15 protein-coding genes and 3 pseudogenes are annotated in these 26,138 nt (G+C 41.3%); 5 read left to right on the top strand and 13 right to left on the bottom strand.

Annotated features, from left to right (window positions below; all coding sequences use genetic code 11):
• Positions 1-61: 61 nt before the first annotated feature.
• Positions 62-1,183, top strand: coding sequence for an ABC transporter permease (locus FBB35_RS08000; RefSeq protein WP_174709210.1), 1,122 nt, complete (start codon positions 62-64; stop codon positions 1,181-1,183).
• A 5-nt stretch (positions 1,184-1,188) separates the two neighbouring features.
• Here FBB35_RS08000 and FBB35_RS07995 read toward each other — a convergent pair whose 3' ends face one another.
• Entirely contained in the window at positions 1,189-1,446 is a 258-nt protein-coding gene (locus tag FBB35_RS07995) for a hypothetical protein (RefSeq protein ID WP_174707958.1), read from the bottom strand.
• Between the two features lie 103 nt (positions 1,447-1,549).
• Between FBB35_RS07995 and FBB35_RS07990 the strand changes: the two genes are divergently transcribed.
• Complete coding sequence (locus FBB35_RS07990; RefSeq protein ID WP_174709209.1) at positions 1,550-1,735, top strand: hypothetical protein; 186 nt, start codon at positions 1,550-1,552, stop codon at positions 1,733-1,735.
• Here FBB35_RS07990 and FBB35_RS35695 read toward each other — a convergent pair.
• Entirely contained in the window at positions 1,713-1,886 is a 174-nt protein-coding gene (locus FBB35_RS35695; protein ID WP_174709208.1) for a putative quinol monooxygenase, read from the bottom strand. The genes FBB35_RS07990 and FBB35_RS35695 overlap by 23 nt on opposite strands.
• Positions 1,887-2,169: 283 nt before the next feature.
• Here FBB35_RS35695 and FBB35_RS07980 point away from each other — a divergent pair.
• Positions 2,170-2,277: pseudogene (locus FBB35_RS07980) on the top strand (HU family DNA-binding protein); the annotation flags it as partial.
• Positions 2,278-2,305: 28 nt separating this feature from the next.
• On the opposite strand, the pseudogene FBB35_RS07975 reads toward FBB35_RS07980, so the two are convergent.
• Positions 2,306-3,371 (bottom strand): annotated as a pseudogene (locus FBB35_RS07975) (ISKra4 family transposase).
• A 135-nt stretch (positions 3,372-3,506) separates the two neighbouring features.
• Between FBB35_RS07975 and FBB35_RS07970 the strand changes: the two are divergent.
• Both FBB35_RS07970 and FBB35_RS35405 read left to right on the top strand, forming a co-directional pair.
• A pseudogene (locus tag FBB35_RS07970) lies at positions 3,507-4,118 on the top strand (IS630 family transposase); the annotation flags it as partial.
• A 279-nt stretch (positions 4,119-4,397) separates the two neighbouring features.
• Positions 4,398-4,520, top strand: coding sequence for a hypothetical protein (locus FBB35_RS35405; RefSeq protein ID WP_302480957.1), 123 nt, complete (start codon positions 4,398-4,400; stop codon positions 4,518-4,520).
• Positions 4,521-4,796: 276 nt separating this feature from the next.
• Here the strand turns inward: FBB35_RS35405 and FBB35_RS34420 are convergent, their stop codons facing one another.
• The 10 genes from FBB35_RS34420 to FBB35_RS07930 form a co-directional block, all read right to left on the bottom strand.
• Positions 4,797-5,309, bottom strand: coding sequence for a transposase family protein (locus FBB35_RS34420; protein WP_254625978.1), 513 nt, complete (start codon positions 5,307-5,309; stop codon positions 4,797-4,799).
• Between the two features lie 29 nt (positions 5,310-5,338).
• Entirely contained in the window at positions 5,339-5,719 is a 381-nt protein-coding gene (locus FBB35_RS34415) for a transposase family protein (protein ID WP_254625855.1), read from the bottom strand.
• Positions 5,720-7,157: 1,438 nt separating this feature from the next.
• Entirely contained in the window at positions 7,158-7,538 is a 381-nt protein-coding gene (locus FBB35_RS07960) for a hypothetical protein (protein ID WP_174709207.1), read from the bottom strand.
• Between the two features lie 927 nt (positions 7,539-8,465).
• Complete coding sequence (gene aroF / locus FBB35_RS07955; RefSeq protein WP_174709206.1) at positions 8,466-9,554, bottom strand: 3-deoxy-7-phosphoheptulonate synthase; 1,089 nt, start codon at positions 9,552-9,554, stop codon at positions 8,466-8,468.
• 210 nt (positions 9,555-9,764) lie between these two features.
• Entirely contained in the window at positions 9,765-9,896 is a 132-nt protein-coding gene (locus tag FBB35_RS35400) for a hypothetical protein (RefSeq protein ID WP_302480956.1), read from the bottom strand.
• A gap of 56 nt (positions 9,897-9,952) precedes the next feature.
• Positions 9,953-10,906 carry an SDR family oxidoreductase gene (locus tag FBB35_RS07950; protein WP_174709205.1) on the bottom strand — a complete coding sequence of 318 codons (954 nt, stop codon included), beginning with the start codon at positions 10,904-10,906 and terminating at the stop codon, positions 9,953-9,955.
• A gap of 56 nt (positions 10,907-10,962) precedes the next feature.
• On the bottom strand, positions 10,963-11,667 hold the full coding sequence (locus FBB35_RS07945) for a DUF4386 family protein (RefSeq protein ID WP_174709204.1): 705 nt from the start codon (positions 11,665-11,667) through the stop codon (positions 10,963-10,965).
• A 133-nt stretch (positions 11,668-11,800) separates the two neighbouring features.
• Positions 11,801-12,781 (bottom strand): hypothetical protein, encoded by a 981-nt coding sequence (locus tag FBB35_RS07940; RefSeq protein ID WP_174709203.1) that lies wholly within the window; start codon positions 12,779-12,781, stop codon positions 11,801-11,803.
• Between the two features lie 288 nt (positions 12,782-13,069).
• Entirely contained in the window at positions 13,070-18,001 is a 4,932-nt protein-coding gene (locus FBB35_RS07935; protein ID WP_174709202.1) for a non-ribosomal peptide synthetase, read from the bottom strand.
• Between the two features lie 366 nt (positions 18,002-18,367).
• Positions 18,368-26,014, bottom strand: a complete 7,647-nt coding sequence (locus tag FBB35_RS07930) for a type I polyketide synthase (RefSeq protein ID WP_174709201.1) — start codon at positions 26,012-26,014, stop codon at positions 18,368-18,370.
• Positions 26,015-26,138: the final 124 nt, after the last annotated feature.

The raw sequence follows: 26,138 nt of genomic DNA, 5'->3' as shown, positions 1-26,138 counted from the left end.
ATCCTAACATTGGCGTAACATACCATATTCAGTTATCAACAGTTAATTATCTTGCAAAAATATGAAATTTATCCTCAGAATATTTGACAACATATTTTGGACATTAGTCAAAAAAGAAATTAGTCAAATTCGGCGCAATCGTGCCTTAATGGTTATGCTCATTATTCCGCCAACTTTACAGCTAATCCTATATGGATTTGTCCTCAATCCTGATGTTAAACACTTAAAATTAGGTGTTGTTGACTATGCTAACGTAACCGAAAGTTGGGAACTATTGCAGGCTATCACAGCAAATCATACTTTTGATTTAGAATCTGTATTAATTAGTGAAAAAGAGTTAAGCAATCAAGTAGAAGAAGGAAAACTAGATGTAGGTTTAATCATTCCGCCAGATTTCTACCGTAACTTAGCAACGAAATCAGCACCAATACAAATATTTATTGATGGTGTTAACGCCAACACAGCCGGTATTGCCAACGGCTATATCAATCAAATCATCCAAAAACATAATCGTCAACGAGTTAGTTATCAAACTAATCTCCCAGTCACACCTCAATTTGTCTTTCTTTACAATCCAGGACTTACAAGTAGTTGGTTTTTTGTTCCAGGAGTAATGGGTTTAGTGATGACATTAATATCCACATCTGTTTCTGCAATTACAGTTGTTAAGGAAAAAGATGTCGGCACTCTTGAACAGTTACTCATGACTCCGACAGCGAATTGGGAAATATTACTAGCCAAGATATTTCCATTAGGTGTTCTATTAATGGGAGATATTTTATTAGCTCTGACTTTAGGCAGAATAGTATTTAATATTCCCTTTAATGGCAATTTTGGTCTATTTTTAGTGGCATCTAGTTTGTATGTCTTAGTAGGAATTAGTTTAGGAATTTTGCTAGCTACAGTCTCGCGTTCACAACAACAAGTAGTCCTAATTTCTTTTTTTATTAATATACCACTTATTCAAACATCAGGAGCGATCGCACCTATTGAAGCCATGCCCCCTTTGTTTCAATTTCTATCTTTATTAAATCCCCTCCGGCATTATATATTCATTGTGCGTGGCATTTTATTAAAAGGTCTTGGGTTGGATATAATTGGGCCCAATATCTTAGCTTTAATAGGATTCGTATTAGTTTTTCTAACTGTTGGCATTAGCAAGTTTCGCCGACAGTTGCTTTAAGTAGGCTAAACTTCCGGATTTCTTACTTGTGAAAAATTCGGATAGAAGAATTCCCGGTCTAAATGCAATCGTTCTATTTTAAGCTTCAAAGACTCAATCACAGCTAAAAGATAAGTAAGAATTGCTACTAAAGTATTCGGTGCAGAAGTTTTTGGAGTCGTTGGGGAAGCTGAAGCGGGCTTATTTGACAGCTTTGGAAGAGAAAGTATTGAGGGTTTTTGAGTCGGAATCTGAAGCGGGAAAAATGCTTTTTTAGAAATCAAACAATTAATGATATATTAGTACAGAAGAACTATTAAGACGCTTTGCAGTAGTTTCAAACTGCGGTAGTCACTAACAATTAGCACTTATAAAGTGAGGAATCCCATGACAGATTCTAATTCCCTACTTTCTTTGTATGAAGAGTTGGTGCAAAATCATGCTAGTCAATTCGACTCAGAAATTGCTTCTTTGCAACAACTAGTAAAAACACGAATGCAAGAACTTCGTGGTTTAGAACAGACACTGGTAGAAGCACAGACAACAGAACTCAGTAGTGTTCACAAAGAATGAGTTCGCAAGGATCGCTTTCCGACTGATAAATCGTGTAGGAAATGTTGCCTTCCTCCGATCTGGTCTTCTCGGCCAGCTCCGGTAGCAATTTCAGTATCCGGGACGTTTCCGACTCCTTAATTCTCCATTTCACGATAACGATCTTTTCCATGTGCTTACTGCTCCCTTATAAGACAAGCATATTAACACCCCAGTAGCTTGCGAAACAGTTGTCGTGCCGTCTGTGAACGCTTAACTGCGATTAAGTTGTTCGGACTTTTCTCGTTGGATAATTGCGTATTATACCGAATTTTTCCGTATAACATCCTATTACAGCAATAGTCGTCGTGCATTGTTAATTTTCGCGTGTTGCTAGAAAATTATTCCTTTTCCCCTTTATGAATAAGAGGTAATAATGCTAGATTTCGATTACTTGCAATGTTTCAGGGCGATTTATGAACAAAGGCGAATTAGTGGATGCTGTAGCAGCAAAGACCAACATCACAAAAAAGCAAGCCGATGAAGTCATTAGTGCTTTTTTGTCAGTTATTACCGAAGCTGTAGGGGAGCATCCAGTTTAGGCAGAAAGACTTAAATAGCAAGAAGCAAACCATTGAGATAAGCACAACGAACGGAAAGGATTTGGTTGACACTTTCAACATTCCACTGTGCGCCGGAAATTTTAATCCTTGCTCCAATCTGTTTAATAGCAGACTCAACAGATCCAGAACCAATAGAACACAGTTGTTCAGTTTGGTAATAGCTGTAGTTAATAATGCCAGAGCGATGCTTTTGGAGATAAGCGATAAACTTCTTAACTTGTTTGCCTCGGCAATTATTAAATAAAGCCTGAATTGGCTCTATCTGACCTTGCCACAATAAACTCTCAGCAGCTTTGAGACGCTTTAAAGAACCACCAATTTTATAAAGATTTTCCTTGAGGTGATACCAATCCAAAATTTCCCAACGTTCAAATTGTTCAGTTCCAAACTCTTTAACTAAATTCCAAACTCCATCATGGCCATCTCCCAAGCAAACAAGTGGATTCACCAAACATTGGCTATTGACGTAATCAATTAATGATTGGTTGTCATCAAAGAATGCACCATAGTAAATCCCTTGCAGACGAACGGTTTTATAGTCTCGCCAGTGACAACCTACTTGAGGTTTCCCTCGTAGTCGAACTTTTCCGCCACACTCACTTCTGATACAGGTTGTAATGCTACGGGTAGTTGAAAATCTTGCTTGAGAACTAGATTTTGTTGCGTTGTATGACCAACCTTCACTCCTGTCAATGCCTCAATTTCGATTTCTGCTTTTTGGTATGATTCATTAGCTGATAGCCTCAAACAGCACTTTTGAAGTCATGGACTTAATCGACTCCTTGGCTTCAAACCCAGTCTCTGTATCTGTTTAGCTTTTAATTTCAGTTCCCCAACCAAGCTTTTGATTTTCCTAGTTTTACCGATTTTTGTTTTTGTTGTTTGTTCGATAAAAAAAGGGCCATTTCTGGGCCGACATATTCCAATATTTGACTACGAACTGTTTTTTCTATACCTTCGAGGTCTATTAACTGACTTTTATCAGCTTCCGAGTACAGCAATGTTGACAGTTCTTGTAAGCACGCTTTGATCCGTTCTTGTTTCTGTTGGCTCATAGTCAGCGATCGCACAGGGTTATTTCCTTTTATATTTTCCCACAAATGCTAAATCTTCCAAAACTGGATGCTCCCAATAGAAGTAAGTATATCAAGCTTGTCCCGGACTCTTAACCGCTTAAAACTAAAGCGCAAAAAAAAACTTTAGTCGCGACTGAGCAAGCTACAGAAAGAGTACAGGAATTGCGCCATGAATTTCGGCGTTGGTTAGATACTATAGATGTTAAAAACCTTGTATTCATTGATGAAACAGGTGTAAATCTAGCTATGACACGACACTATGGCAGGTGTGAAGGTGGAGTGAGAATTTATGATAATCGCCCAGGGAATAAAGGTAAAAACATCACTGTAATTGCAGCTATGAGTGATGAAGGATTAATAGCCACTATGACTTTTCCCGGTAGTTTGAACACTGATAGCTTTTTAGTTTTTCTGGAGCAAATATTACTACCATCATTGTGGCTAGGAGCAATTGTAGTTATGGATAATTTACCTGTACATTATGCTAATAGTGCAAAAGCTTTAATAGAATCTGTTGGAGCTAAAATTAAGTTTTTACCTCCATATTCACCTGATTTATCACCAATAGAATTATGTTGGTCAAAGTTAAAAGAAATTCTTCGTTCTGCGAAAACTCGCACATTCGATGCTCTTGATGAAACAATCACTATGGCTGTTAATGCTATTACTGATGAAAATGCTCTCAATTGGTTTCATCATTGTGGTCTATTTTTCAGCCCTATTTAGATAGCTTTTTTTGTGGCTGGTTTGTTCGCAAATAGCTGTAAATGAGAATAACAGACAAATGTTTTCTGTCCATGACTACGGGAGATTCTAAGTGAGTTTGTAAACGCGATAGCTTAACCGCCCGCTAGAAGTGATCGCTCCTATCCATAAGTAATCATTTTGGCGTGGTTCCTGGGGCTGCTATTTTTTTGATGTGGGATTATAACTAGCGCTTCTAATTACCTCCCCGCCCCGCCACCAAAACAAAATAAAGGTACTTGCTTGGGGCAACATGAGGAAATGGGGAATGAATGGGGCGATCGCACCCCCTACCCCTTACTAAAATCGCCTAAAGCAGTTTTGCATTGGGCATTGGTTGTTGGGGAAGAGGCGATCGCTGCTAACAGTCTCGTCGTCAGTTAGCTTTCGTTCACGGGTGAGGCGATCGCTCTGTGTTACCTTGCCTCCCAATTGAGATTTTGGTTGTCACAGTCCGCTTACGCCTCTCGACACTCCCAATACCTTCGGTTAAGGAACTTTTGCATTAGACATCTCCGAAAACGTTCAAAGCCTTTATGTAGCTAGGCTATAGTCCGTAAATGCAATCATCCTAAATTAGCTAGTCTGTACATAAAAATAAGGCTTTGAGATATTTACTGTTGATAATTAGGCAAAAACATCTAGTTATATGCGTTAATTTTAACCTAATGACATAGCAGATATTTCTAATGGTAATATTAGCGCTCTAATTCGTAGTCTGACTAATCCACAAATTGTCATAATAACTTGTTCATACTTTTTTGGATTTAACCTAAATCTGTCTTGGACAACTCGAAATATTTTTACCGAACGGATTCGATGTTCGACAAATATTCGTTTAGAGGAAAACTCCTTGTTTGATTTTTTCTGGTCAGTTGTTAACTCTTTATTTTTTGGTTTCTTAATTGGAGTATCAATTAAATCTTCTCCTAAATAACCTAAATCTCCTTTAAAACTTTGTTTTGGGTCAAAGTTATCACGATTTGCTCGAAACAAAGTTATATCGCTTATTGGTCCAGGTTCTCCTGCCACAACATCAACGATATCTCTACCATCTGGCATGATAATCATTTGGGTTTTGAATGTATGATTACTTTTCTTACCTGAAAAATATTTTTCTTGTTCATCTTTGTCTCCAGGCCTTTCTCTAACTTGTTCATAGCTATCTACTATTCATTCATATTCTGTCAGAACTTCTTTCACTATTTCATAGTCAGCAGCGTTTTTTTTACTTGCTCAAGTAAGCTAGATGGTAACAGTTCTCGTAAAGTAGGCAACCAATAATTAAACGTATTATTAGCTGTCGATTCACTTACTCCAAACTGGATACCCAGAAGTTGAAAGGTTGTCATGTGTCGGAGATAAACTAAAGTTAAAATTATTTGTTCGGCTATAGATAGTTTTGGTTTACGACCTCCACCACCAGAAATAATTCTCACTTTTCTTGATTCTAAAACCGCTTGTTTTTCGTGATGTAATCGTTCCGCATTTTGGATTAACTGTTGTAACTGTTCATACTCCAGACCAATTAAGCGCTGTGTTTCTTTTTTGTTCCCTTCAATATAATTCAGGATATCGCTCATGTTTCTGTGTCCAAAAAGCTCTCTAATGTTCTCTTACCACAGAACGTTACTATTTTGGAGATGTCTATTGAGGGCAGCAGAGGTAGAAGAGAATCAGGGGGAAAAGAACTAATTGTCTATCAACTCTTTCCTCCCCTGCCTCTGATTTGATTGGACACAAGTGTTGTAAAACCTCAGTCACTTTTGTAGTACTTTTGTAGTTTTTTGGGACTAATTTTTGGCTGATTGTTGATTTTTAGCTCAAAAAACTTTCCAAACTTTTTGGCGTACAGTACGCCAAAAAATCATATTATTATTTTCTCGTAGGAGAATATCACTGCGACATTTAAAAATGCTGAAATTCTCGCATTTTCCATTGATTTGCCATAATTCTGCCAAAATTACATCCATTTCTCAACAAGCTCAGACTGTTGAGAAATGAGTTTTTAAAATTCCATTGAAATGCCAGAAATTTGCCATTCAAATGCCATAATCCTGCCATAATTGTGCCAATTTTCTGAAATTCCTTTTTTTTGCCATAATTCTGCCATTGGAGTAAGTTTTTAGTTCGTATGCGAAGTTTTTCCGGCGAACTCTCTAGCGTTTACCAATTTGTGGCAGTCAAGAAAAAAAAGAATTAGATAAGTGTTGTGCGTGACTCAATATCCTGACTGCCTAATTTCTCTCCTTCTAATTGACCACGGCGCGATCGCTTTCCTCACCCCAAATACCCAATCTCAATTCTTGGCTTGGCTACACTTTACTCCCCTGGTCGCCCTATTAGACATTAGAGATTAGGGATTGGGTGAAATGGGCGTTGTCATTCAATCTCTGAAACTTGATCTGCTTTTGTCGTTTTTGAGTAGTTTTTTTGTAGTCAATTTGGGCTGATTGCGATCGCCATCGGCTCATGGCGGTTACGCCATCATGCGACTGAAAAAATTAAAGCGGGGTAACATTGCGCTTTGTGCATCTCACGCCAACCGCTCAGGAGAAACACCCAACGCTGACCCAAGCCTTGAAAATATTAGATTCATTGGGCGCAACCACTTGCAGGATTCCAAAGCATTGATATCAATGCTGGGATTGTAAGAATAACTGGGTGCAGTAGAGATTTTTTAAAGCCTGATAATCTACACAAAACTAAAGTAGATTTAGTGGCAAACAGTATTGTAGAATACAATTCCCCACAGGTAGCTACAAGTGTATAGGCTTTTCATGCGTAGATCAAAAGGAGGAGAGGGGTTGCCGTCGGCAACCCCTCTCCTCCTTAAAATTATTATCGTTCTTTCAGGAATTCTATTGCTTGTTTTTTTTAGAATAATTTATTCTTTGGAAGTCCCTTAGACCAACTTACATTTGAGCAAGTAATTTCTGTCTCTTCTTATAACTTTATCCTAGAAGCTCTTTTCTATGCAGCTTCACATTAAATTGGTATGAATCCTTACGAAATGGTAAGCTATAGGTTTTGAGATGAAACTCTAATTGCCGGTTTGCCATCTAGCAAAGTTAGGGTCAGACAACACTTTCCGATTAAGTCAGAATTCCAACAGTAGATTGGAACTCCTCCGTAACAGCAAGAAAACTCTTTAACCGTTTGTGGTAAGTCTTGAAAAGTAATATTTGTTTGAATTGAATTCATTGCCGAAAGAGCTTCTGCTAGTATAAATATTGAACCGATTTCACCTAATCTTCTGTTTTCTAGCGAAATAGTATTGCCAAATGCAAGTTGATCTAGTTCTAATTGTGTAATCTTTAATCCTATAAGTTTCATCCCTTTCTGAACTTCGCTTGTTTCTAAACCTTTGTTTAATTGTGTTAACTTAGATACAGTAGACATAGTTTTAAAAGCTGTAATAATAAAAAATTAGGTTTATAGGTTTTTATGATGTTGAAAAGCATAGTTTAACTGGTAAAAAAGGCTAAAATTAAACTTCAAGATAAGATTGTAATACAGATTTTCTTTAACCTTTGTACTGCAAGAACCTATCAAGTTTTTTTCTTTCTTCTTTCTGCCTTCAGGAACCCGTGATTGATCACCAAAAGCTGATAATAACCATAATTTTACTGATAATTTCATCAACTTTTGAAATAATGCTTGTTTACTTACTAACATTAGTTATACTAACAATAACGCTTCAGTTGCTAACACCTTGAGTGCTTCGCTCAACTAGGACGTTCACTGAGCAGACTTAATACCACTATCATCATCACTGGTAATGTGAAAATTTGCTCTCTTAACTTTTCGTTGTCTTTCCTGATGAAAATCGCAGTAGCTCCAAGCTTGATAGTTTTAGAGAATGTTTGAAAAGTCCTATTGTCAGTATCAAAAGTTTTATAGCCCTCTAAATCTCCCTTAAAAAGGGAGATTTAGAGTCTGGTTCCTCCCCTTTTTTAAAGGGAAATATAAAAGTAAAAGTGCCTAAAGCCACAGGAAAACACTTTTCAACCAACCTCTTAGTAGCGCAAGTACATAGATTTCTGTCTTTATTTTTTCTATTGCTGAAGCTGGCACCTGTATTTATCTTCTTCGGTCTGGATTTCCTATTTTTAGGTGCGAAAAGTAGCCATTTTGACAACTCATTGTTTTGCTATCTTTGCTCCCAAACTTTATGTCTAGCGGTTTCTTTTTGCTAAGTTGACATCAATGAAAGCTACTAAGGATTCTACTAGGGCTTGAACGTTCAAATTTTTTATTAGCAACAGGATAGCTAAAGATTTAAGGAAGTCCTAAACCACTATTAACTTTAGATGGAGATGAATATGTTTAATAGCTCACCAATGAGATAGTTTTTGGCTTTAGATTTGTACTATTGTTGTGAGGCGAACGACCAAAGAATTTACTTAGGGCAGTTATTTCGTGCATTAATTCCTTAAATCCTTCCAATGTCAGTGATTGAGGACCATCTGAAAGTGCTTTAGCTGGATTGGGGTGAACTTCAATCATCAAGGAATCTGCACCAGCAGCTATTGATGCCATTGTCATAGTTGGCACAAATTCGGACTTACCTGTGGCATGACTAGGATCAATCATGATAGGTAAGTGGGTCAGGGTTCGCAAAACTGGAATTGCAGATATATCAAGTGTGTTTCTTGTAAACTGTCGGTCAAAGGTACGAATTCCTCGCTCACATAGTATAACGTTTGGATTACCTCCGGCTAAAATATACTCTGCTGACATCAACCAATCTTCGATAGTGGCTGACAGTCCCCGCTTCAATAGCACTGGCTTAGTGGTAGCTCCTAGCTTTTTGAGAAGTGAAAAATTCTGCATATTTCGGGCTCCAATTTGCAACACATCTGCTACTTCGATGAGCTTGTCTAAGTCATCTGTGTCCATAATTTCTGTAATGATTCCTAAACCTGTAGCTTCTTTAGCTTTTGCTAACAAAGCTAGAGCGCTCTCACCGTGACCTTGGAAAGCATAAGGTGATGTACGGGGTTTATATGCCCCACCACGTAAAAATTGTACACCGTATTCTTTCACCGCTTGGGCTGTCTCGACGATCATTTCTTCGTTTTCTACCGAGCAAGGGCCTGCAACTACAACTACAGGATGGTTTTGCCCAAAAGTTATAGGTCCACTAGGTGTTGGTACTACAACCTCACTATGTTCTCCGTAACGAAATTCTAAAGAAGCTCGTTTGAAAGGCTTTTTAACCCTAATTACTTGCTCTATAAAAGGGTTCAAATTTTGAATCTGGCGTGGATCAAGTTCTGAGGTATCTCCCACCAAACCGATTACTACTTTGTGATGACCTATACAGATTTCTGGTGTAAGTTCATAGCGACGAATTTCTTCATTTACTTGTTCTATTTCCGCAGATGGGGTGAAGGGTTTCATTACAATAATCACTAGTTTGTCTACTCCTTGAATAGTGCAAAAATTGATAATTTTTAGCGAAAAAGTTGATCCAGGTTCGCTGATTTATTGTTAAATATTAATCAGTTAAATATTGTAGGTTTATGCAACTAGAAAAAAATTATTTTTAGGTCAGGTGCTAGGTATAGTGTACCCAAAAGCTCCAAAGAAGGGAAGGATTCCTATCCTTGATGCAAACATCCCTTAACCCACTGCTGTACAGTGAGTTTTTATTTGTTGCTGTGCCAAATTAATGTCATTGAGGGTGTAAAGCTTGCACTCTCTAGCATTAAGTTGAGAAGTAGCACAGTTGCCTTCCCTTATGGTGATAAACATTGCCATAAGGGAAAAGGAATGAGATAGTCTAACCTTGATAGAGCTAACCTTAACTTTTACGTTTTTAAGGTTTTGAGATGTTCGCTATACCATGTCAAAGTGTGCCGGATAGCTTCACGTAAAGGGGTAGCATGGTTGCCAAATGCTTGAACGTATTTATCATGATTTACAACAAATGGCTCATCAAACTCATACATCATCTCGACGGTTTCACGAGCTTCTGGGATAAAAATCCCGCCTAGTCGCATCATGAACTTACCCATTTTACTTATTTTTGGTGGGTGTCCAGCTTCCTCAAAAGCTATGTTGAGAAATTGTCGAGTAGTGATAGTCTCAGCGTTAGGTACGTGCCAAATTTGACCCAATGCTTTATCCTGTTCCCCTAACACTACTAATGCCTTGCCAAAGTCATCGATAAAGGTATAAGTATGAGGGAGGTCAATTTCACCGATCGCTGATGCAGGCTTCCCAGTCAGTACAGCGGGAAAAATGCGATCGCCCATTACAGAATCAAGTACTAGTGGGCCATAGAAGTCCGATGCTCGACCAATAGCAACTCGTACAATACCTCTACGGTGTGCATCCAAAAGCGCCTCTGCTATCTGCCCACGAACGCGCCCTTTGCGGGTGGTTGCAGCATTTAGCATATCTTCCCGCAACGCACCATTGACAGGGCCATACATATAGAGATTATCTCCCACAACGAGCTTTGCGCCACTGGTGGCTACCCCTTCGACAATGCTAGCTTGCAATGAGGGAAAAAACTCTGGCCATTGGGTGTAGGCTGGTTGTGCACATTGGTAAACGACTGTCGCTCCAGTAGTAACCGCTCGTGTATTTTCGGAATTATAAGCATCGCTGGCGATGATTTCCACATTAGAGGGTACGTCTGCTTTGCCACTGCGGTTAATCATACGCACCCGTTTTTTCCGAGTCAATAGTTCGCGCATGACGGCTTGTGCTAGGGGGCCAGTACCAAAAATTATATGGAGTTCTTCTGTTGTGTTCATGGGTTGGTTTTGATATTAGGAGAATTATTTTTTTAGATAATAATGCCAAGCTTCATTTAAACTTGGACGTTTTTGTGTCTTAATAAGGTCACACCTGCGGCTAAAAACCAGAGTTGGAGCATGGTCACTGATACGCTAATAAATGCTCCCAAATCCACCCCAAATAGTTCTATTAATTGAGTTGCCAAAAACAGAGCAGCGACGATCCCAAAGATTCCTAACCAACGTGGTAGTGTTCTTGAACGCAATAAGTAAATTGAGATAATTGTTAACCACAATACGGTAAATAGGCTAACACCTAATACTTCACCGACCGAGCCAGCGTAGTCATTGAGGGTTTTATAGACAACAGCGATCGCTTCACGAGTTTGTGCAGAGATTGCAGGGTCAGCATAAACTTGCGCTAAAGCTGGCATTGGTACTAACCAGCGAATAATGCCCAGGCAACGAGTGACAGTAGATGCGATTCCAAAACCTGTTGCCACCTGGAGCCATACAGGGTTGGTTTCCCCATTGCTAACGACACGAGCAGTTAATAAAGCTACTACCCAAAAAAGTAGTGAATAAAGAAGATAGATCAGATAACCAATTCTGACTGGTTCAGCTTTTTTAATTAGTAATGGCAACATGATGCTAGCAGGTTCACCAAGGCTAGTTGGCCAGTTGATTGCTGCACCAAGAATAAAAACCGGCACAAACAGCAGTAGACTTTCAATAATTAATACCAGACCAGCAGTTCGGTAAAGTGCTTTGATAGACATAAAGGAATTTATTTTTGACATGATTACATGAGATAAGGAACACATGATTAGGTAGTAGAGACGTTGCAATACTATGTCTCTACTTGGAAAAATTGGGATAATTTTGATAACTAAAACTAATTATGGGTAATTTTCAGTTCTGTAGTTTCTTGCGCTGGGACACAGCAACCAAAACTCCAAACATAAATATTCCCCAAGAAAAAGAAGCTTCTGGAACTGCTTTTAGCGCAACTGCGCGAATTTGCATCGGGTATGGCAGAAGTATCATATCGTATCCATTGCCGCTTGCAAAATTAATATCTAGTTCTCCAAAGTTCTCGTTAACTATCTGTACTCCACCACCAGCAGCATTAACATCATTTAAAAAAGCTGTGGCTAAACCTGCCAGCAATGGATCTAAGTCAGATGCTTTTTTTGCTGCAATTGGGTCGGTAAAACTACTTTCAAAATCATCATTAAATGATGGTGTAGAACCATAATCGACAATTGAATAAAAATCAGAATATCCAAAGTCAACTATTTTAGTATTGCCACTATAGAGTGCTATTTCAATATCATTTGGATTAGCTTTATAAATTCTTTCCTCAAGCGGTGTATTAGGATCAGCGTACCAATCTTGACCGAATATATCTGCACCTAAATTCCAAGTTTGGTTAAAATCGCGATCACTCTTTTGACCAAACACAAAGCCAATATCACTGAATGGAATGCCATTATTTGTCAAGTACTGGTCAAAGGTAGGGAAGCTATTAATGTTAATCAAAGTTGTCATTCTGTTAGCACCGCTAGCAGGTTCTTCCGGACTTCCTTGGCGACCAGTCCCGTAATATGGGGCGTTGTTGAAACCGGGGAAATCTCGGCGCGAATTCAAACCGATTTCCTTATGGCCGTGATCTGGAGCCGAAGGATCTGGATTATAGAAAGGCACAAAACCTTGATTTTCAGTCGGTGATCCATTTAACCCCAGAAAATTACTAGATGCTATTGGTCGTGATTTAATAAATTGCAGTTGGTTGTAGTCAAAGCTTAAGTTTGTGGCTTGGACTGGTGCAATTGCAGATAAGGTGACAGAGGTGGTAAGACCAATAAGTGTAGACAGTTGATAAGTACGCATATTTAAGGTTTAAAGGAAGCTTTAGTGAGATTTTCAGCATCATATTATCACTGGTTTGATGTGTAATATGCTAAGAATGGTAATAACGTCTGAAGAGCAAAATGAGGGAAATCATCCGAGTGCATCCAACCTGGGGAGTAAAGAGAGAAAAATTCATCCCACACAGATGCAATTAGATATAACTTGTTTTCATCGAAGAAATTACTGTACTACACAAGGCTTGATTTTGTATAACCTCAGACTGGCGGTCTGAGGTATATTTTTGGCTTGTGCTAAGTATGTAGTACGTTAAGAATAATTTGTCACGTCTATAGCATTACCTACTAAAGATACAACGGCTAGCATCTCTGCCATAAGTTCCAAATAGCGATCGCCAAGCCTGCGAATAGTTGCAGGCAGATGGAAATTACGAGAATATTCGATTTCTAAGTGAACAGTGCCATCGGTGATGGAGAAGAAAAACTCTAGTAACGCTGTACGTTTCTGGTCAGGGGAGGACAACCGACTATCTCTATCTTCCTCAATAAACTCAAACAGTTCTAAGGCGGGAGCAGTACGATTTCCTAAGTAATTGGCTCTGACTGGTGTGAGATTGTTATCGGGATAAACATGATGAGGAAGTTGCTCAGAAATCCAATCAAAAGTTACACCATTCATCGGCAACTCGTTAAATTTGGCTTGGATTTCCTTGGTGGTTTGCTCCCACTTGATGGAACGTCCTACATTAACCCCGACAGGGAAATTCATCGCAAAGTTACCAACGCTATTTAAAAACGTGTGCGTACTATCTAGATTTCTGCCGTGGCTGCGATGGCTAACTACTACCCAAGGCTGTCCACTCCACTCAGCCATCAACCGATACAAGGTAGAAAGTAGCAACGTGTAGACATTACATTTGTAATACTGTTTGGCTTCACGTAAAAGAATGTTACTACTGTTTTTGGACAGGGTAAATTTTTCGCTGGCGGCGGAAGCCTCTAAATTAGCTCCCTTTTGATGGTCAAAGGGAACTTGGAAGGTATATTCTTGAGAAGGAAATTGAGATTTCCAATAGTCTACATGACTTGTCAAAGCTCCTTGTTGTTCCGCCTGCATCAGTACACGCACATAGTCTATATAAGAAGGTATCGAAGGGAGAGGCTGAGAACTCTGAGTTCTGTTCCCCAGCAACTCGCTGTAAGTCAACCATAAGAGATTAAAAATCACCCCAGTACTCAGCAAATCACCGATGATATGATGTCCAGCCAGCGAGATATCATAGCAGGATTCATTGACCTTGATCGCGATTACTTTCATCAGCGGCCATTGGTTGATTTGAAACTGTTGAGCTATTTCTTGTATCCGGTTGTGGATTTCACTGTCTCGCTGTGCAGATGTAAGATGACTACCATCGTAGAATTCAGCACTCAACTTTTGCTCTGGGGAAATTAACTGTTGCCACCATTGTTGATCTCGTTGCACAAACACAGTCCGTAGAGCAGGATGAGTTTCCAGTACAACATTGAGAGCTTGGTTAAATATCTCTGCGTCTAATGGTTGATGGAAAAGAAAACGTGTGTACCCATTCCATTGATATGGAGGCTCAAAGTATTTCACTAACCAACGTTGAGCAGGGCCTATAGGTAAGTATTCCTGTGATATTGTTGGCTTTTCTTGGGTGACAGCTGCCAAAATAGCCTTGCGGTCTAGCTTACCATTGTGGGTTTTAGGTAAACTGGCTAGCCATTCCCATCGGTGAGGAATCATGTAATCAGGCAAGCGTTGAGCCAGGAATTCCTTAATTTGTTGATTGTCTACTTGAGAACCAGCCAAGCAAGCTATTAACCGTTTTTGACCATTTTCGTAATCTACAGCTAAAACGGCAGCTTCATTAATCGCGGGATGGCTATTGAGAACACTTTCGATTTCACCCAGTTCTACACGGAAACCACGTATTTTAATTTGGTGGTCAATGCGTCCATGATACTCGAAACTGCCATCGGGCAATTCCATAGCTAAATCGCCGGTTTTGTATAAATATTCCCCTGGAACGTGAGAAAAGGGATTCAGGCGGAATGCGTCTGCTGTGCGTTGTGGATCTTTGAGATAACCTTTAGCCAATTGCACGCCGCCAATCCAGAGTTCTCCCATTTTTCCTGGGGCTAATGGCTGCATCTGTTCATCCAAAATTAAGATATACACATTATCTATAGCTTTACCTATAGGAATGCAGATTTCTTGTTCGCCTGGACGTTGACGAATAATGTGTGCGGTGACATCGATGGAAGCTTCAGTGGGGCCATAAAGATTGGCTAAACCAACACTCATGCCATACTTATCAATCCAACGCTGTACAAAAGGTACAGGTAAAGCTTCGCCACTAAAGACTAACCAACGCAAATCGGGAAAAATCCATGATTCTGATTCTAAAGCGTTACAAAATTCTCCAAATAGGGAAGGAACAAAGTGCATGACATTGATTTGGTTATCTTTAATCCACTGTGCTAAAAGCCAAGGATTTTTGACTGTTTCTGTTTCCACAGAATAAACAGTAGCTCCCACCATCAAAGGCCAGAATATTTCCCATACTGATATATCAAAACAGCAAGATGTTTTTTGAGCAACGCGATCGCCATAACGCAATTGAAAAGCATTCTGCATCCAAACCAGGCGATTCATGTAACCCCGATGGTTGAGCATCACTCCTTTAGGTTTACCTGTAGAACCAGAGGTGTACAGTACTGTCATCAAGTCATCAGGAGTACTAACATTGGCAGGAGCTATGTCTGAACAACGCGCCCAAGTCTTTTTGTTTAACTGTGTCCAAGCTTTACCTTTCTCAAAAATACCCTCATCTAAGAACATCAAAGTATTTAAAGGTAACTGCTCAGTCAGGCATACTGCTAACTTGTTTGTCAAGCGATTTTCTGTGAGCAAAATTCCAATTTCAGCGTGTTCTAGTATGTACTTAATCCGTTCATGGGGATATATAGGATCTAAAGGAACGTAAGTCCCGCCTGCTTTGAGAATACCGAGAATACCCACGAACATCAAAGGCCCACGTCGTGTCATGATCCCCACAAACACGCCTGGTTTAACTCCCTGAGCCTGCAAATAATTAGCCACCTGATTGGAAAGACGGTTCAACTCTGCGTAGGTAATTTGAGTTTCCCCATCCGTCACCGCTATGGCATTGGGAGTACGCTTGGCTTGCTCGATAATTTCCCAGTAAGGAATTTCTTGGGGTTGTTGATTGTTGACAACTGATTGGTTTTGTAAAGAAGATGATTGTTTATTCCCAAGTAGCACAGCCATTTCTTGGAGACTGCGACAAGAAAGCAAGGCTTGACGATTTACTTTGCCTAACCGTTTTTCTAACCTCGTAACAATGCGGATGAGTTCCAAAGAATCCATTCCCAATTCTGCTTCCAAATCCTTAGCCATATCATTGTCAGTAATCTGAGAATGGCAGATTTCTGTGGCGATTTCTTGCAAAAGCTGCACTATATTTACATCTGTTTGTGTCTTGAGCAGTGGCTGCGTTAGTTGCTGAGATGGGATTTTTAGTGAGGCTAATTCTTTGATTTGGGTAATATATTCATGCATCAATTCATCGATAACAAACTCAGGGAAAAAGTTACTATCGTAGCTAGCGAACAAATGTAAACTGTCGTCAAATATTTCTTGCAATATATCAATTGTTCCCGCAGCATTAATACCACCTGCGCGATAATCGATTACATCTATGGGGCCATATTTGTTTTTAATATTAGTCTGTCCTGTAAATGGACAGTATAAATTTGATTTCAGTATGCGGCGATACATGGGTAACATCCGCTCAGGGATTTTGCCATCTTCTAAAACAATATTATCTCGGAAAGCGATCGCCATTTGACGAGTTTGGGCGCGGTCATAACCGTTAACTAACCCTTGTTGGATTTCCTGATGAACGCGGTTTAACAAGCGTTGCCAATCTTCATTCAGTGCTGGTAAGTCTAGGCTAATAGACAAATTCTGAGCAAAACTACCCACCACATCAGAAGCATCTATGCCTGGATAAACCCGTCCACTGGTGGGAACTTGAACCATAATCGGTTCGTTTTTAGACTTCTCAAATTTGGCAACAGCCCGCACAAACGCACCCACTAGGAGAGAGTTCAGTGGTAATCGCCATTCACGAGTTTGGGCAATGAGTTGATTAGTGATAGCCTTTCCTAAGGAAAATCTGCGGTTATGGAATTTTGGACACAGGGATGTGATGGCATTTCCTGTGGGATTCCATAAATAAGAATCTTTGCCTCGTCGATTTACATACTCGACCAGTGCTTTGTCTTCTTCTGGGTCTTGCCAAGCATTAATTGATTGCACCAATTCGCTGTAATCTTGAACAGTTGTAGGTGGATGCAAATTAGGTTCTTCACCGCAGACATGAGCTCGGTAGATTTCCATAAATTCGCGTAAGATGACATGACATCCCAGGGCATCAGAAATGAGATGCTCGTTGGCTAATACCAGTTGATAGACTGAATCTTCCAGCCGAAAAACAAAAAATCGATGTAGTGGCCACTCTGTCATTTGCCATTCATAATTGAGGCAGCGATGCAATTCATCATTAATTAGTTGTTCTTGAGCCTCACTATGAAGATGCCTGATGTCAGTAACGGGTATATCAGGAGGAGTGGGGTTTTCCATAACTACCATTTCGTAATCCTTGAATCTGGTAGTATTAGGAGGAATGATAAAGCGTGATCGCAGCATAGGATGACGATTCAGCAAGTCTTTCCAAGACTGCCAAGCAACGTTTGAATCAAAATTACCTCGTAAACGTAGAGTAGAAAATAAGCTAATTGAATTTACTACCCAATGACCGAGTAAATGAAAATATTGCCCAGAAAGAATCTCAACCTTCTCTGTTTTCTGCTCCTTTTGATTGATAATACTTGCAGATGGCGAAGAATCTGAATTATTTATTTGGGAAACTAAGCATTTATCAGCTATTTGTACGACATCACCCAAAGTTTGCAATTGCATCAAATTTTGCAAAGGCAATGCTTCCATAAAAATGGGTTGCATTTCTTGGGGAATTAGTGCTACTAATCCATTCAATAGTTCCATCATTTTGATGGAATCTAATCCTAAGTTACCCTCTAAAAACATATCTCGTTCTAATTCTTCTGCATCATGTCCAGTAATTTTGGCAACTAGGGAGAAAATAGGCAATTCTAAGCTCTTAGTACTCATTGCATCCTCTAAAAAAATAATATTCGCAATAAAAATGTCCAACGTCTTACCTAATTAAGTAAGTATTGTTTTGAAGTCTAGTTATTCATACAAAACTAAATTTGAATGGATAAGAATTACGAGAAAAATTAATCTTTGCTCTTGTTATGTTAATTATCGCCTTGATCTGGGCTATTTATGCAAAAAGTTAGGAGCAATAAAACAAAGGGTTAGCTTTCTTTATCTATTGCTTCCTAACTAATTTTGGAAGTTTTATTGCTCTGTGGGTGTTAGTGGTCAGTTATTAGCTGTTCTGCCACTGACTACAGACCTCTGACGAAACTTTACCCACAAGGGGGTAGAGTTTTTTATACTAATAACTTCAGCCTATTTACCAAATCTCTGCAAATCCTGAGCCAGCTTGATGTAACTTGACTGGCGTTGGCTGTCTGTGAGTGGAGATAATTGTTCCATTAGCAACAGTCGAGTTTGGGCTACTGCTACCGGATGCTTTGGCTGTTGGCTATTGTCCACAATCTTCAAGTCCTGAGCCACCTTGGCGTAGCTTGACTGGCGTTGACTGTCTGTGAGTGGGGATGGTTGTTCTATGGGCACTAGTCGTGGCTGTTGGCTATTGTCCACAATCTTCAAGTCCTGAGTCAACTTAGCGTAACTTGACTGGCGTTGACTGTCTGTGAGTGGGGATGGTTGTTCCATTAGCAACAGTCGAGTTTGGGCTACTGTTACTAGATGGGTTTCCAAAACTTTGGCATTTGACTGACCTTGGCTTTCTAGGCGTGGTGGTAATAATTCAGCCGCAGGTATGGAGGTTGCTTGATTTTCCTGAGTGCTATCAACTAATGATACTCTGTAGGTTTTACGCTCGAAAGGATAAGTAGGCAGCAGCACCCGACGTAGACCTTGAGGAAATAAGGGTATGCTATTAAACCTCACCCCGGCTACATAAGACCTGGCCAGACATGTCAACACACGTCCCACTACTGGTTGTTCTTTGTCTAGATATATCCAGACTCCCAGTTCATCCAAACTTGCTAATTGTTCTTTGAGAGCTAATGAATCTCCTAAGTGTAGGTAAACACTTTCTTTGGAGATGACATCTTGACACGCATCTACATTATTTAACTGTTCAGATACTTGCACCAGGGCTACCAGTTGAGCCGTGGAAATCGTGTCAGAATAGCTGAAAATTCCTTGTGAAGTTACTAATGGACAAGTCCAGGTTGATGCTAACTGTTCTTTTGCGGACAAATTATGAGCAATAAGACCTTTTTGTCCTTCTATTTGTAGGAGCAAGGCGATCGCCTGCTCTAATGTCAACATTCCCCGCAGTGTAGCTCCTACTAGAATACCGGTTTTTTCTACTAATAAACTAGTGGGTTGTAATTCCAAAGACATCAACAAGTGTCCCCAAGCGTATTGCACCGCAAATATATGTGCCTGTTCGCTCATCTCATTTAATCCGGCACGCACGCTATCGTAAGCTACTTGGAATTGGGGGAAACGTTTGCCTAAAGTTTCTAGCTCTGCGGGAGCGATCACACTAGTTCCATCTAATATTAAGTGAAACGGTGTTGTGCGCTGGGGGTTAGCTCGACCTGTATATATCTCTGCTGGTGTTTGTGCCGAACAGATAGCGTCTAAGTAATTGAGCAGATGTTGACGGTCATTGACTACTAAAGCCGCCTTGTAAGGTAATTCTTTTTGGGCATTATTCTGAGTAAAGCAGATTTGAGAAGATTCTTGTTCAGGATGATGAATGATGTGTTCGCGTAGTTGTCTAGCTACTTCTTGAAGTGCTTGTTGATTCCGTGCGGTCAGACATAACAAATCAGGAGAAGAACTTGTGACCTGGGACTGTAAATTAGCTGCTAGCGGGGATTCCTCAAGAATAACGTGACAATTGGTGCCGCCAAATCCAAATCCATTCACACCTGCACGTAATGGGTTGCCATTTGGCGACCAAGGTATACTCTTACCCGCCACAGCAAAAGGTGTGTCAGCAAAATTGATATGGGGATTAGGCTCCTCAAAACCTACAGTTTGGGGAATTTTGCCGTGCTGCATGGCCAGTACCACTTTGATCAAGCTGACAATCCCGGAAGCAGACAGCAAATGACCAATGGAGGATTTAACCGAACCAATGGTACAGAATCCCTTTTCATCAGTAAAGCTACGGAAAGCTTGTGTCATCCCTTCTACTTCTACTGGATCGCCCAGGAGAGTACCTGTACCGTGGGTTTCAATGTAGGAGATAGTCCGGGGATCTACGCCACAACTGTTGTAAGCTTGGCGGATGGCTTCTGCTTGACCTTTAGGATTGGGAGCGGTTATCCCTTGAGAATGACCATCATTATTCACTGCGGAACCTTTAATTACAGCATGAATCAAATCCCCGTCAGCCAAAGCCTGTTTTAAAGGTTTGATAATTAATACACCTGCACCTTCTCCTAAAACGATGCCGTTGGCACGGCGGTCAAAGGGATAGCAGGTTCCACTGAGGGAAAGAGCCTGTGCCTTACGTAAAAAAGTAAAGGGACTAGGACTGAGATTTAAATTTACCCCACCGACGATCGCCATGCCAGTTTGACCGGAACGTAGACTTTCGCAAGCAATATGTAATGCCACCAATGAAGAAGAACAAGCAGTGCTAACTGCCATACTTGGCCCCTTGAGGTTCAGGCAATGGCTAACTCGTGCCGCTAATTCGTTGACCTCGTTACCTGCTGCTGACTCAGGGAGAATTTCACTTGGTTGCAGTACTTGGGAGAGGGTCTTGAGCAAATGCTGACGATCTTCAACAGGAAGGTGATCAAACCAGGAACTCTCTTGCAAACGCTGACGTAATTCCTCGTAATACTGATAATTGGTGAAGTGTTCGATGTAGGTATTCTGTCCACACCCAACAAACACGCCGATATTATCTGGGCGATATTTGCCGCCGTAGCCTGCTTGTTGTAGAGCCTGCATAGAAAGCTCTAGGAACAACCTTTGTTGTGGATCCATCGCCGTAGCTTCCTTGGGAGAGATGCCAAAGAACATCGGATCAAAGTCGAAGGGATTATCTACAAAGCATCCACGTTTGGATATTTTTGCTTGCGGAGAGTTTCTTTTGGCTTCAAAGTAGTGTTGGTTGAACCAACGGTCTTGAGGCACATCTTGAATGACAGAGCGGCCTGCATTGAGTAAATCCCAGTACTGCTCTAAGTTATTAGCGCCTGGTATTTTACAAGCCATGCCGATGATAGCAATGTCTTGTTCAGGAACGTCTTGGTATTTTTCCTGGGTAGCGACATTTGGGGGCGCTGATTTTTCGGCTTCCGGGCTAGATGTTTCTTCAGGAGCGATCGCGCTCGTGCTAGCCTTAACAGAATAACCGTACTTGCTTTGTAAATAATCTACCAGGTCATCTGGTGTTTGATATTCAAACAGTAAAGTCGGAAATAATTCCTCACCCAGAGTTGTCCCTAAATGTTGGACAACTTCTACAGTCCCAACAGAATCTAACCCCATTTCTGGGAAAGTTTTGTGTCCTTCCACCTGTGCTTCCGGAATACGTAAATGTTGCAGTAAAACTTCTCGGACAAGCTGTCGCAGATTGCGAGATTTAGTTTGTGGTTGGCTCGTGGAGGATTTTTGTGCTATTTCTGGGGTGGCTTGAGCAATCAAGTCAATGATGTGAATTACACCAGAAGCATCCAAAGATAGAGCCTGAATAAAGGCATTAGCAGCCGGCTCTGGTTCCAGAGGATTTAAACCTTTGGATTTTACCATTAATAAAGTTGATGCTCCTAAAAGAGCGCCCATACCGCGATCGCTCCACAGAGAATAATTCAGAGCCAAAGAGCGTCCTTGACCGCCATGCTGTGTCCGGTAGATGGCATAACTATCGAGAAAAGTATTGGCTGCGGCATAATCGCCCATGCCGATTCCCCATTCGGCTTTGGAAGCGGAAACCGAGGATAACAACACAAAGTATTTTAGAGGTTCATTACGGGTAACAGCATCGAGGATGATGGTTCCCTGGACTTTCGGGGCTAAAACTTTGGTGACTGAGGCAGGTTGTTTTTGTAGTAGTTTAAATGTGCTGTGGTCAACTGCACCCGCCGCATGGATGACTCCATCCAGATTACCAAAGCGGGACTTGATGTTCTCAATTAATTGCTTCATCCCCAAGGCATCCGTTATATCCACAGCCTGATACATAACTGTGGCTCCGAGTTGCTCTAGTTGCTGAATTGCCTGGATACGTTGCTGGGTTGAGGAATCATGACTAGCGGATTGCCATTCTTGTTTGGGGGGGAGGGGATGGCGACCTGTTAGCACCAAATTGATGGGTACTTGTCGAACCAAAGCTAAGGCTATTTCTGTCCCGACAGCACTGGTACCACCAGTAATCAACCAGGTTTCTCCTGCCGACAAAGGTAGAGCGTCGTTATCTGTGGGGACATTAATTTTTTCCAGGGTACGGCTCAACCGTTGACCATGACGGATAGCAACGATACCTTCACCAGTAGGGGCTGCTTTCATTTCCTGGAACAAAATATCGGCTAATTTTTCAGGCAGATAAACATCTTGGTTAAAATCTACGACTTTTGCTTTAATCTGAGGATTTTCTTGTGCCACCACCTGTGCCAGTACACCTGCCATAGATTGATGTACACCGTGTAGGGAATCATTTGGAGATATTGGATAAGCACTTTGAGTTACCACTAAGAAATTGAGGGGAGAGGCTGGGTAATGTTTGACTAAAGCCTGTGTCAAAAACAAAAGACTGTAAACGCGTTCATTGAGCAGGCGGTTATTTTCTAGTAATTGTTCTGGGGATGTTGCCCACAAACTATAGTTCCACAGATGCACGGCTGCTGTGACTGTAACACCGACTGCTTTGATATTTTTAATTAGCTGTTCGTAGTCTTCAACGGATGCCGGATTAATAGTGAAATGTTGTGCTGTTTGCTTGAAGCTCTCCCCTGGGGTGACAAAATATGTCGTGTACTTTTTAGAGTCGAATAGCTTTTCTAAATTTTCCCCTATTTGGTGGCGATCGCTAAAGATCAAAATTGCCCCTGAAGGAATATCTTGAGATTGGCTTGACACCTCTGGAGTCCATTGCCAACTATGAAACCAATTCGATGGTACAGAAAGCGGAATTTTTGGCTTCTGGCTTGTTACGGGATTTAGCAAACCTCTCTCCTTGCAGGAGAGAGGCTTTGAATTCTCCCCATTCCCTGGTAGGGAAGGGGGCTGGGGGGTTAGGTTTCGCGTTAGGTTTTCCACCCAATAGCGTTGGCGTTGAAATGGGTAGGTTGGTAGTGCTAGGCGGCGACGCTGATAACCTTGGTCAAATGCAGTCCAATTGATTTTTATACCCCTGATGTACAACTCACTTAAACTAACAAGCAATTGTGACCAGTCCGGTTGTCCTTTTTTCAGAGAAGTTAGCCAAGTGCCTGTACCTTCTGGCAAGCATCTTTTACCCATGCCTACTAATGTGGTACTCGGCCCCATTTCTACAAAGATTTCATACCCTTGTTCATGTAGCGTCTTGATGCCGGCATAAAATCTTACTCCTTCTCTCAGATGCTGTCGCCAGTAAGTTGCATTGGGAATTTCTTGGTATTTAAGTATTTGTCCAGTCAAATTCGAGATTAGGGGAATACGCGGCGCTTGAAACTGCACCGAGCTAGCTATCTGCTCAAAGGGATCGAGGATGCTAGCCATTAAAGGGGAGTGGAAAGCTTGAGAAACCTGCAATGGTTGGGCGTTAATTCCTTGAGTTGCCAATTCTTTCAGCACGAATTGGACAACTTCTCTGGCTCCAGAAATAACGATATTTTCTGGGCCATTAATCCCGGCAATTGCCACTTGCCCAGTGTAAGCAGCTAAAATGCCGTTTATCCGTGCTTCATTGGTGAAAACTGCCGCCATCATCCCATTTTGGGGTAGAAATTGAATTAAACGCCCCCGCTCGGCGATTAATTTCAGCCCATCTTCCAAGCTGAACACTCCCGCAACGCAAGCGGCTACATATTCACCCACGCTATGACCCATAACTGCATCTGGTACAATTCCCCAAGATTTCCACAGTTCAGCTAGGGAGTACTCTAAAGCAAACAGTGCTGGTTGAGTATATGCTGTTTCATTCAAGAGGGAAGTAACATCAGATGTGGGGTAAAGTACTGACAACAAAGGTTGCTGAAGATAGGGACGCAGAATTTCGTCGCATCGGTCTAAAGTCTTACGGAATGTCGGCTGGGTTTCGTAAAGTTGCCGTCCCATTTCCACATACTGAGAACCTTGCCCTGTAAACATGAACACTACTTTGGAACGCTTCTTCTGTGCTTGACCACTGACTAACGTGCTGGTCTGCTTTTGGCTAGCAAAAGCTGTTAGTTGTTCGCGCAAGCCTGCGTTAGATGCAGCGACAACAGCAAGACGGTGTTCAAAATGCGATCGCCCGGTGTTAGCTGTAAAACAAATATCTGCTAAAGATGTTTCTGGATGGGATGTTAAAAAAGATTCATAGCTACTAGCCATTGCCAGTAGTGCGGCCTCAGTTTTGGCCGATAAACTCAGCAGGTGAAGTGGACGCTCAGTTTTCGGCGGCTCTAATTTCAATTTTGGTGCTTCTTCAATAATCAGATGGGCATTAGTGCCACTCATACCAAAGGAACTAACCCCAGCCAAGCGTTTCCCGTTGACTGCCGGCCATGGAGTTGGCTTAGTTGGCACAGCAACCGCAAGTTTGTCCCAAGGAATATGAGGACTGGGTTGTTGTAAATGCAGATGTGGCGGTATCTCTGCGTTTTGTAGAGCCAGCACCACTTTCATTAAACTGGCAACTCCCGCAGCTGATTCTAAATGACCCAACTGAGTTTTCACGGAACCAATCAGCAATGGTTGCTCTGGAGAACGTCCTTGACACAACACTGAGCCTAAAGCTCTCACTTCAATAGGATCTCCCAAAGATGTGCCTGTACCGTGGGTTTCTACATAACTAATCTGTTCTGGCGCTACCTTAGCGTTGGTGAGTGCTTGATTAATCAATTTCTCTTGAGCTAGCCCATTCGGTACTGTCAGACCACTGCTAGCACCGTCGTGATTAACTGCCGAGCCTCGCACCACAGCCAAAATATTATCATTGTTAGCGATCGCATCCGATAAACGCTTGAGTACGACTATGCCGCAGCCTTCTCCACGTACATAACCATCAGCTTTGGCATCAAAGGTCTTACAACGACCGTCTGGAGCCAGCGCCCTCATTCTACTCAGACCAATAGAGGCTTCCGGTGCTAAAATCAAGTTGACTCCACCAGCTAAAGCCATATTGCACTCTCCTGAACGCAAGCTCTGACAAGCCAGGTGAACTGCTAGCAACGAAGAAGAACAAGCCGTGTCTAACTGCATCACAGGGCCTTGCAAGCCGAGGACATAAGCTAGGCGACCAATGGCAATACTCCGAGCATTTCCTAAACTGCTGTAGGCATCAATGCGGTTATGATCGCCGGAATATAGGTTAAATCGGGAATAATCTTCCATAAAGAGTCCCATAAAGACTCCCGTCTGGCTGCCGTTTAATTCCTCTGGGGATTGTCCGGCGTTTTCGATGGCTTCCCAGCCTACCTCCAGCAGTAGCCGATGTTGGGGATCCATGCTGGCTGCTTCTAGAGGGGAAAGTCCAAAGAAATGAGGATCAAATTGATCTACCTGTTTAATAAACCCACCATAGCGGGTGTAAATTTTCCCCAGAGTGTTGGGATTTGCATTGTAATACTCATCCACGTCCCATCTGTCAGCCGGAACTTCAGTGATAGTGTCTACCCCATTGTGGAGTAATTCCCAGAATTTCTCAGGGTAGTCGGCTCCCCCAGGAAAGCGACAGTTCATCCCAATAATGGCGATTGGTTCTGTCTTAGCGTTCTCCACTGCGTCCAACTTGGCACGCATTTCTTTTAAGGCTAAAACTGAACGTTGTAATGGAGATAATTGGTTGATGTCTGAAGTGTTACTCATTTTAAGAAATTGCGTAATTAATAGACAAAGAAATTGAGTCTGAAGTCAGACTCATTTAGCTGTGTAAGTAAATAAATAAATGTCTTTTGTAGACTTATCGGAGTTAAGCAGGTGATTTACGCAA

Source organism: Nostoc sp. TCL240-02, assembly GCF_013343235.1.
Lineage (GTDB): Bacteria > Cyanobacteriota > Cyanobacteriia > Cyanobacteriales > Nostocaceae > Nostoc.
The sequence above is the reverse complement of the archived record's forward strand: the minus strand, read 5'-3'. Positions and strand labels throughout refer to the sequence as shown.

What these genes read in the sequence shown, in the direction of transcription:
- FBB35_RS08000 (WP_174709210.1), top strand. Translation starts at nt 62, where the DNA reads ATGAAATTTATCCTCAGAATATTTGACAACATATTTTGGACATTAGTC.
- FBB35_RS07990 (WP_174709209.1), top strand. Translation starts at nt 1,550, where the DNA reads ATGACAGATTCTAATTCCCTACTTTCTTTGTATGAAGAGTTGGTGCAA.
- FBB35_RS35695 (WP_174709208.1), bottom strand. Translation starts at nt 1,886, where the DNA reads ATGGAAAAGATCGTTATCGTGAAATGGAGAATTAAGGAGTCGGAAACG.
- FBB35_RS35405 (WP_302480957.1), top strand. Translation starts at nt 4,398, where the DNA reads ATGGGGAATGAATGGGGCGATCGCACCCCCTACCCCTTACTAAAATCG.
- FBB35_RS34415 (WP_254625855.1), bottom strand. Translation starts at nt 5,719, where the DNA reads ATGAGCGATATCCTGAATTATATTGAAGGGAACAAAAAAGAAACACAG.
- FBB35_RS07960 (WP_174709207.1), bottom strand. Translation starts at nt 7,538, where the DNA reads ATGTCTACTGTATCTAAGTTAACACAATTAAACAAAGGTTTAGAAACA.
- FBB35_RS35400 (WP_302480956.1), bottom strand. Translation starts at nt 9,896, where the DNA reads ATGTTTATCACCATAAGGGAAGGCAACTGTGCTACTTCTCAACTTAAT.
- FBB35_RS07950 (WP_174709205.1), bottom strand. Translation starts at nt 10,906, where the DNA reads ATGAACACAACAGAAGAACTCCATATAATTTTTGGTACTGGCCCCCTA.
- FBB35_RS07945 (WP_174709204.1), bottom strand. Translation starts at nt 11,667, where the DNA reads ATGTCTATCAAAGCACTTTACCGAACTGCTGGTCTGGTATTAATTATT.
- FBB35_RS07940 (WP_174709203.1), bottom strand. Translation starts at nt 12,781, where the DNA reads ATGCGTACTTATCAACTGTCTACACTTATTGGTCTTACCACCTCTGTC.
- FBB35_RS07935 (WP_174709202.1), bottom strand. Translation starts at nt 18,001, where the DNA reads ATGAGTACTAAGAGCTTAGAATTGCCTATTTTCTCCCTAGTTGCCAAA.
- FBB35_RS07930 (WP_174709201.1), bottom strand. Translation starts at nt 26,014, where the DNA reads ATGAGTAACACTTCAGACATCAACCAATTATCTCCATTACAACGTTCA.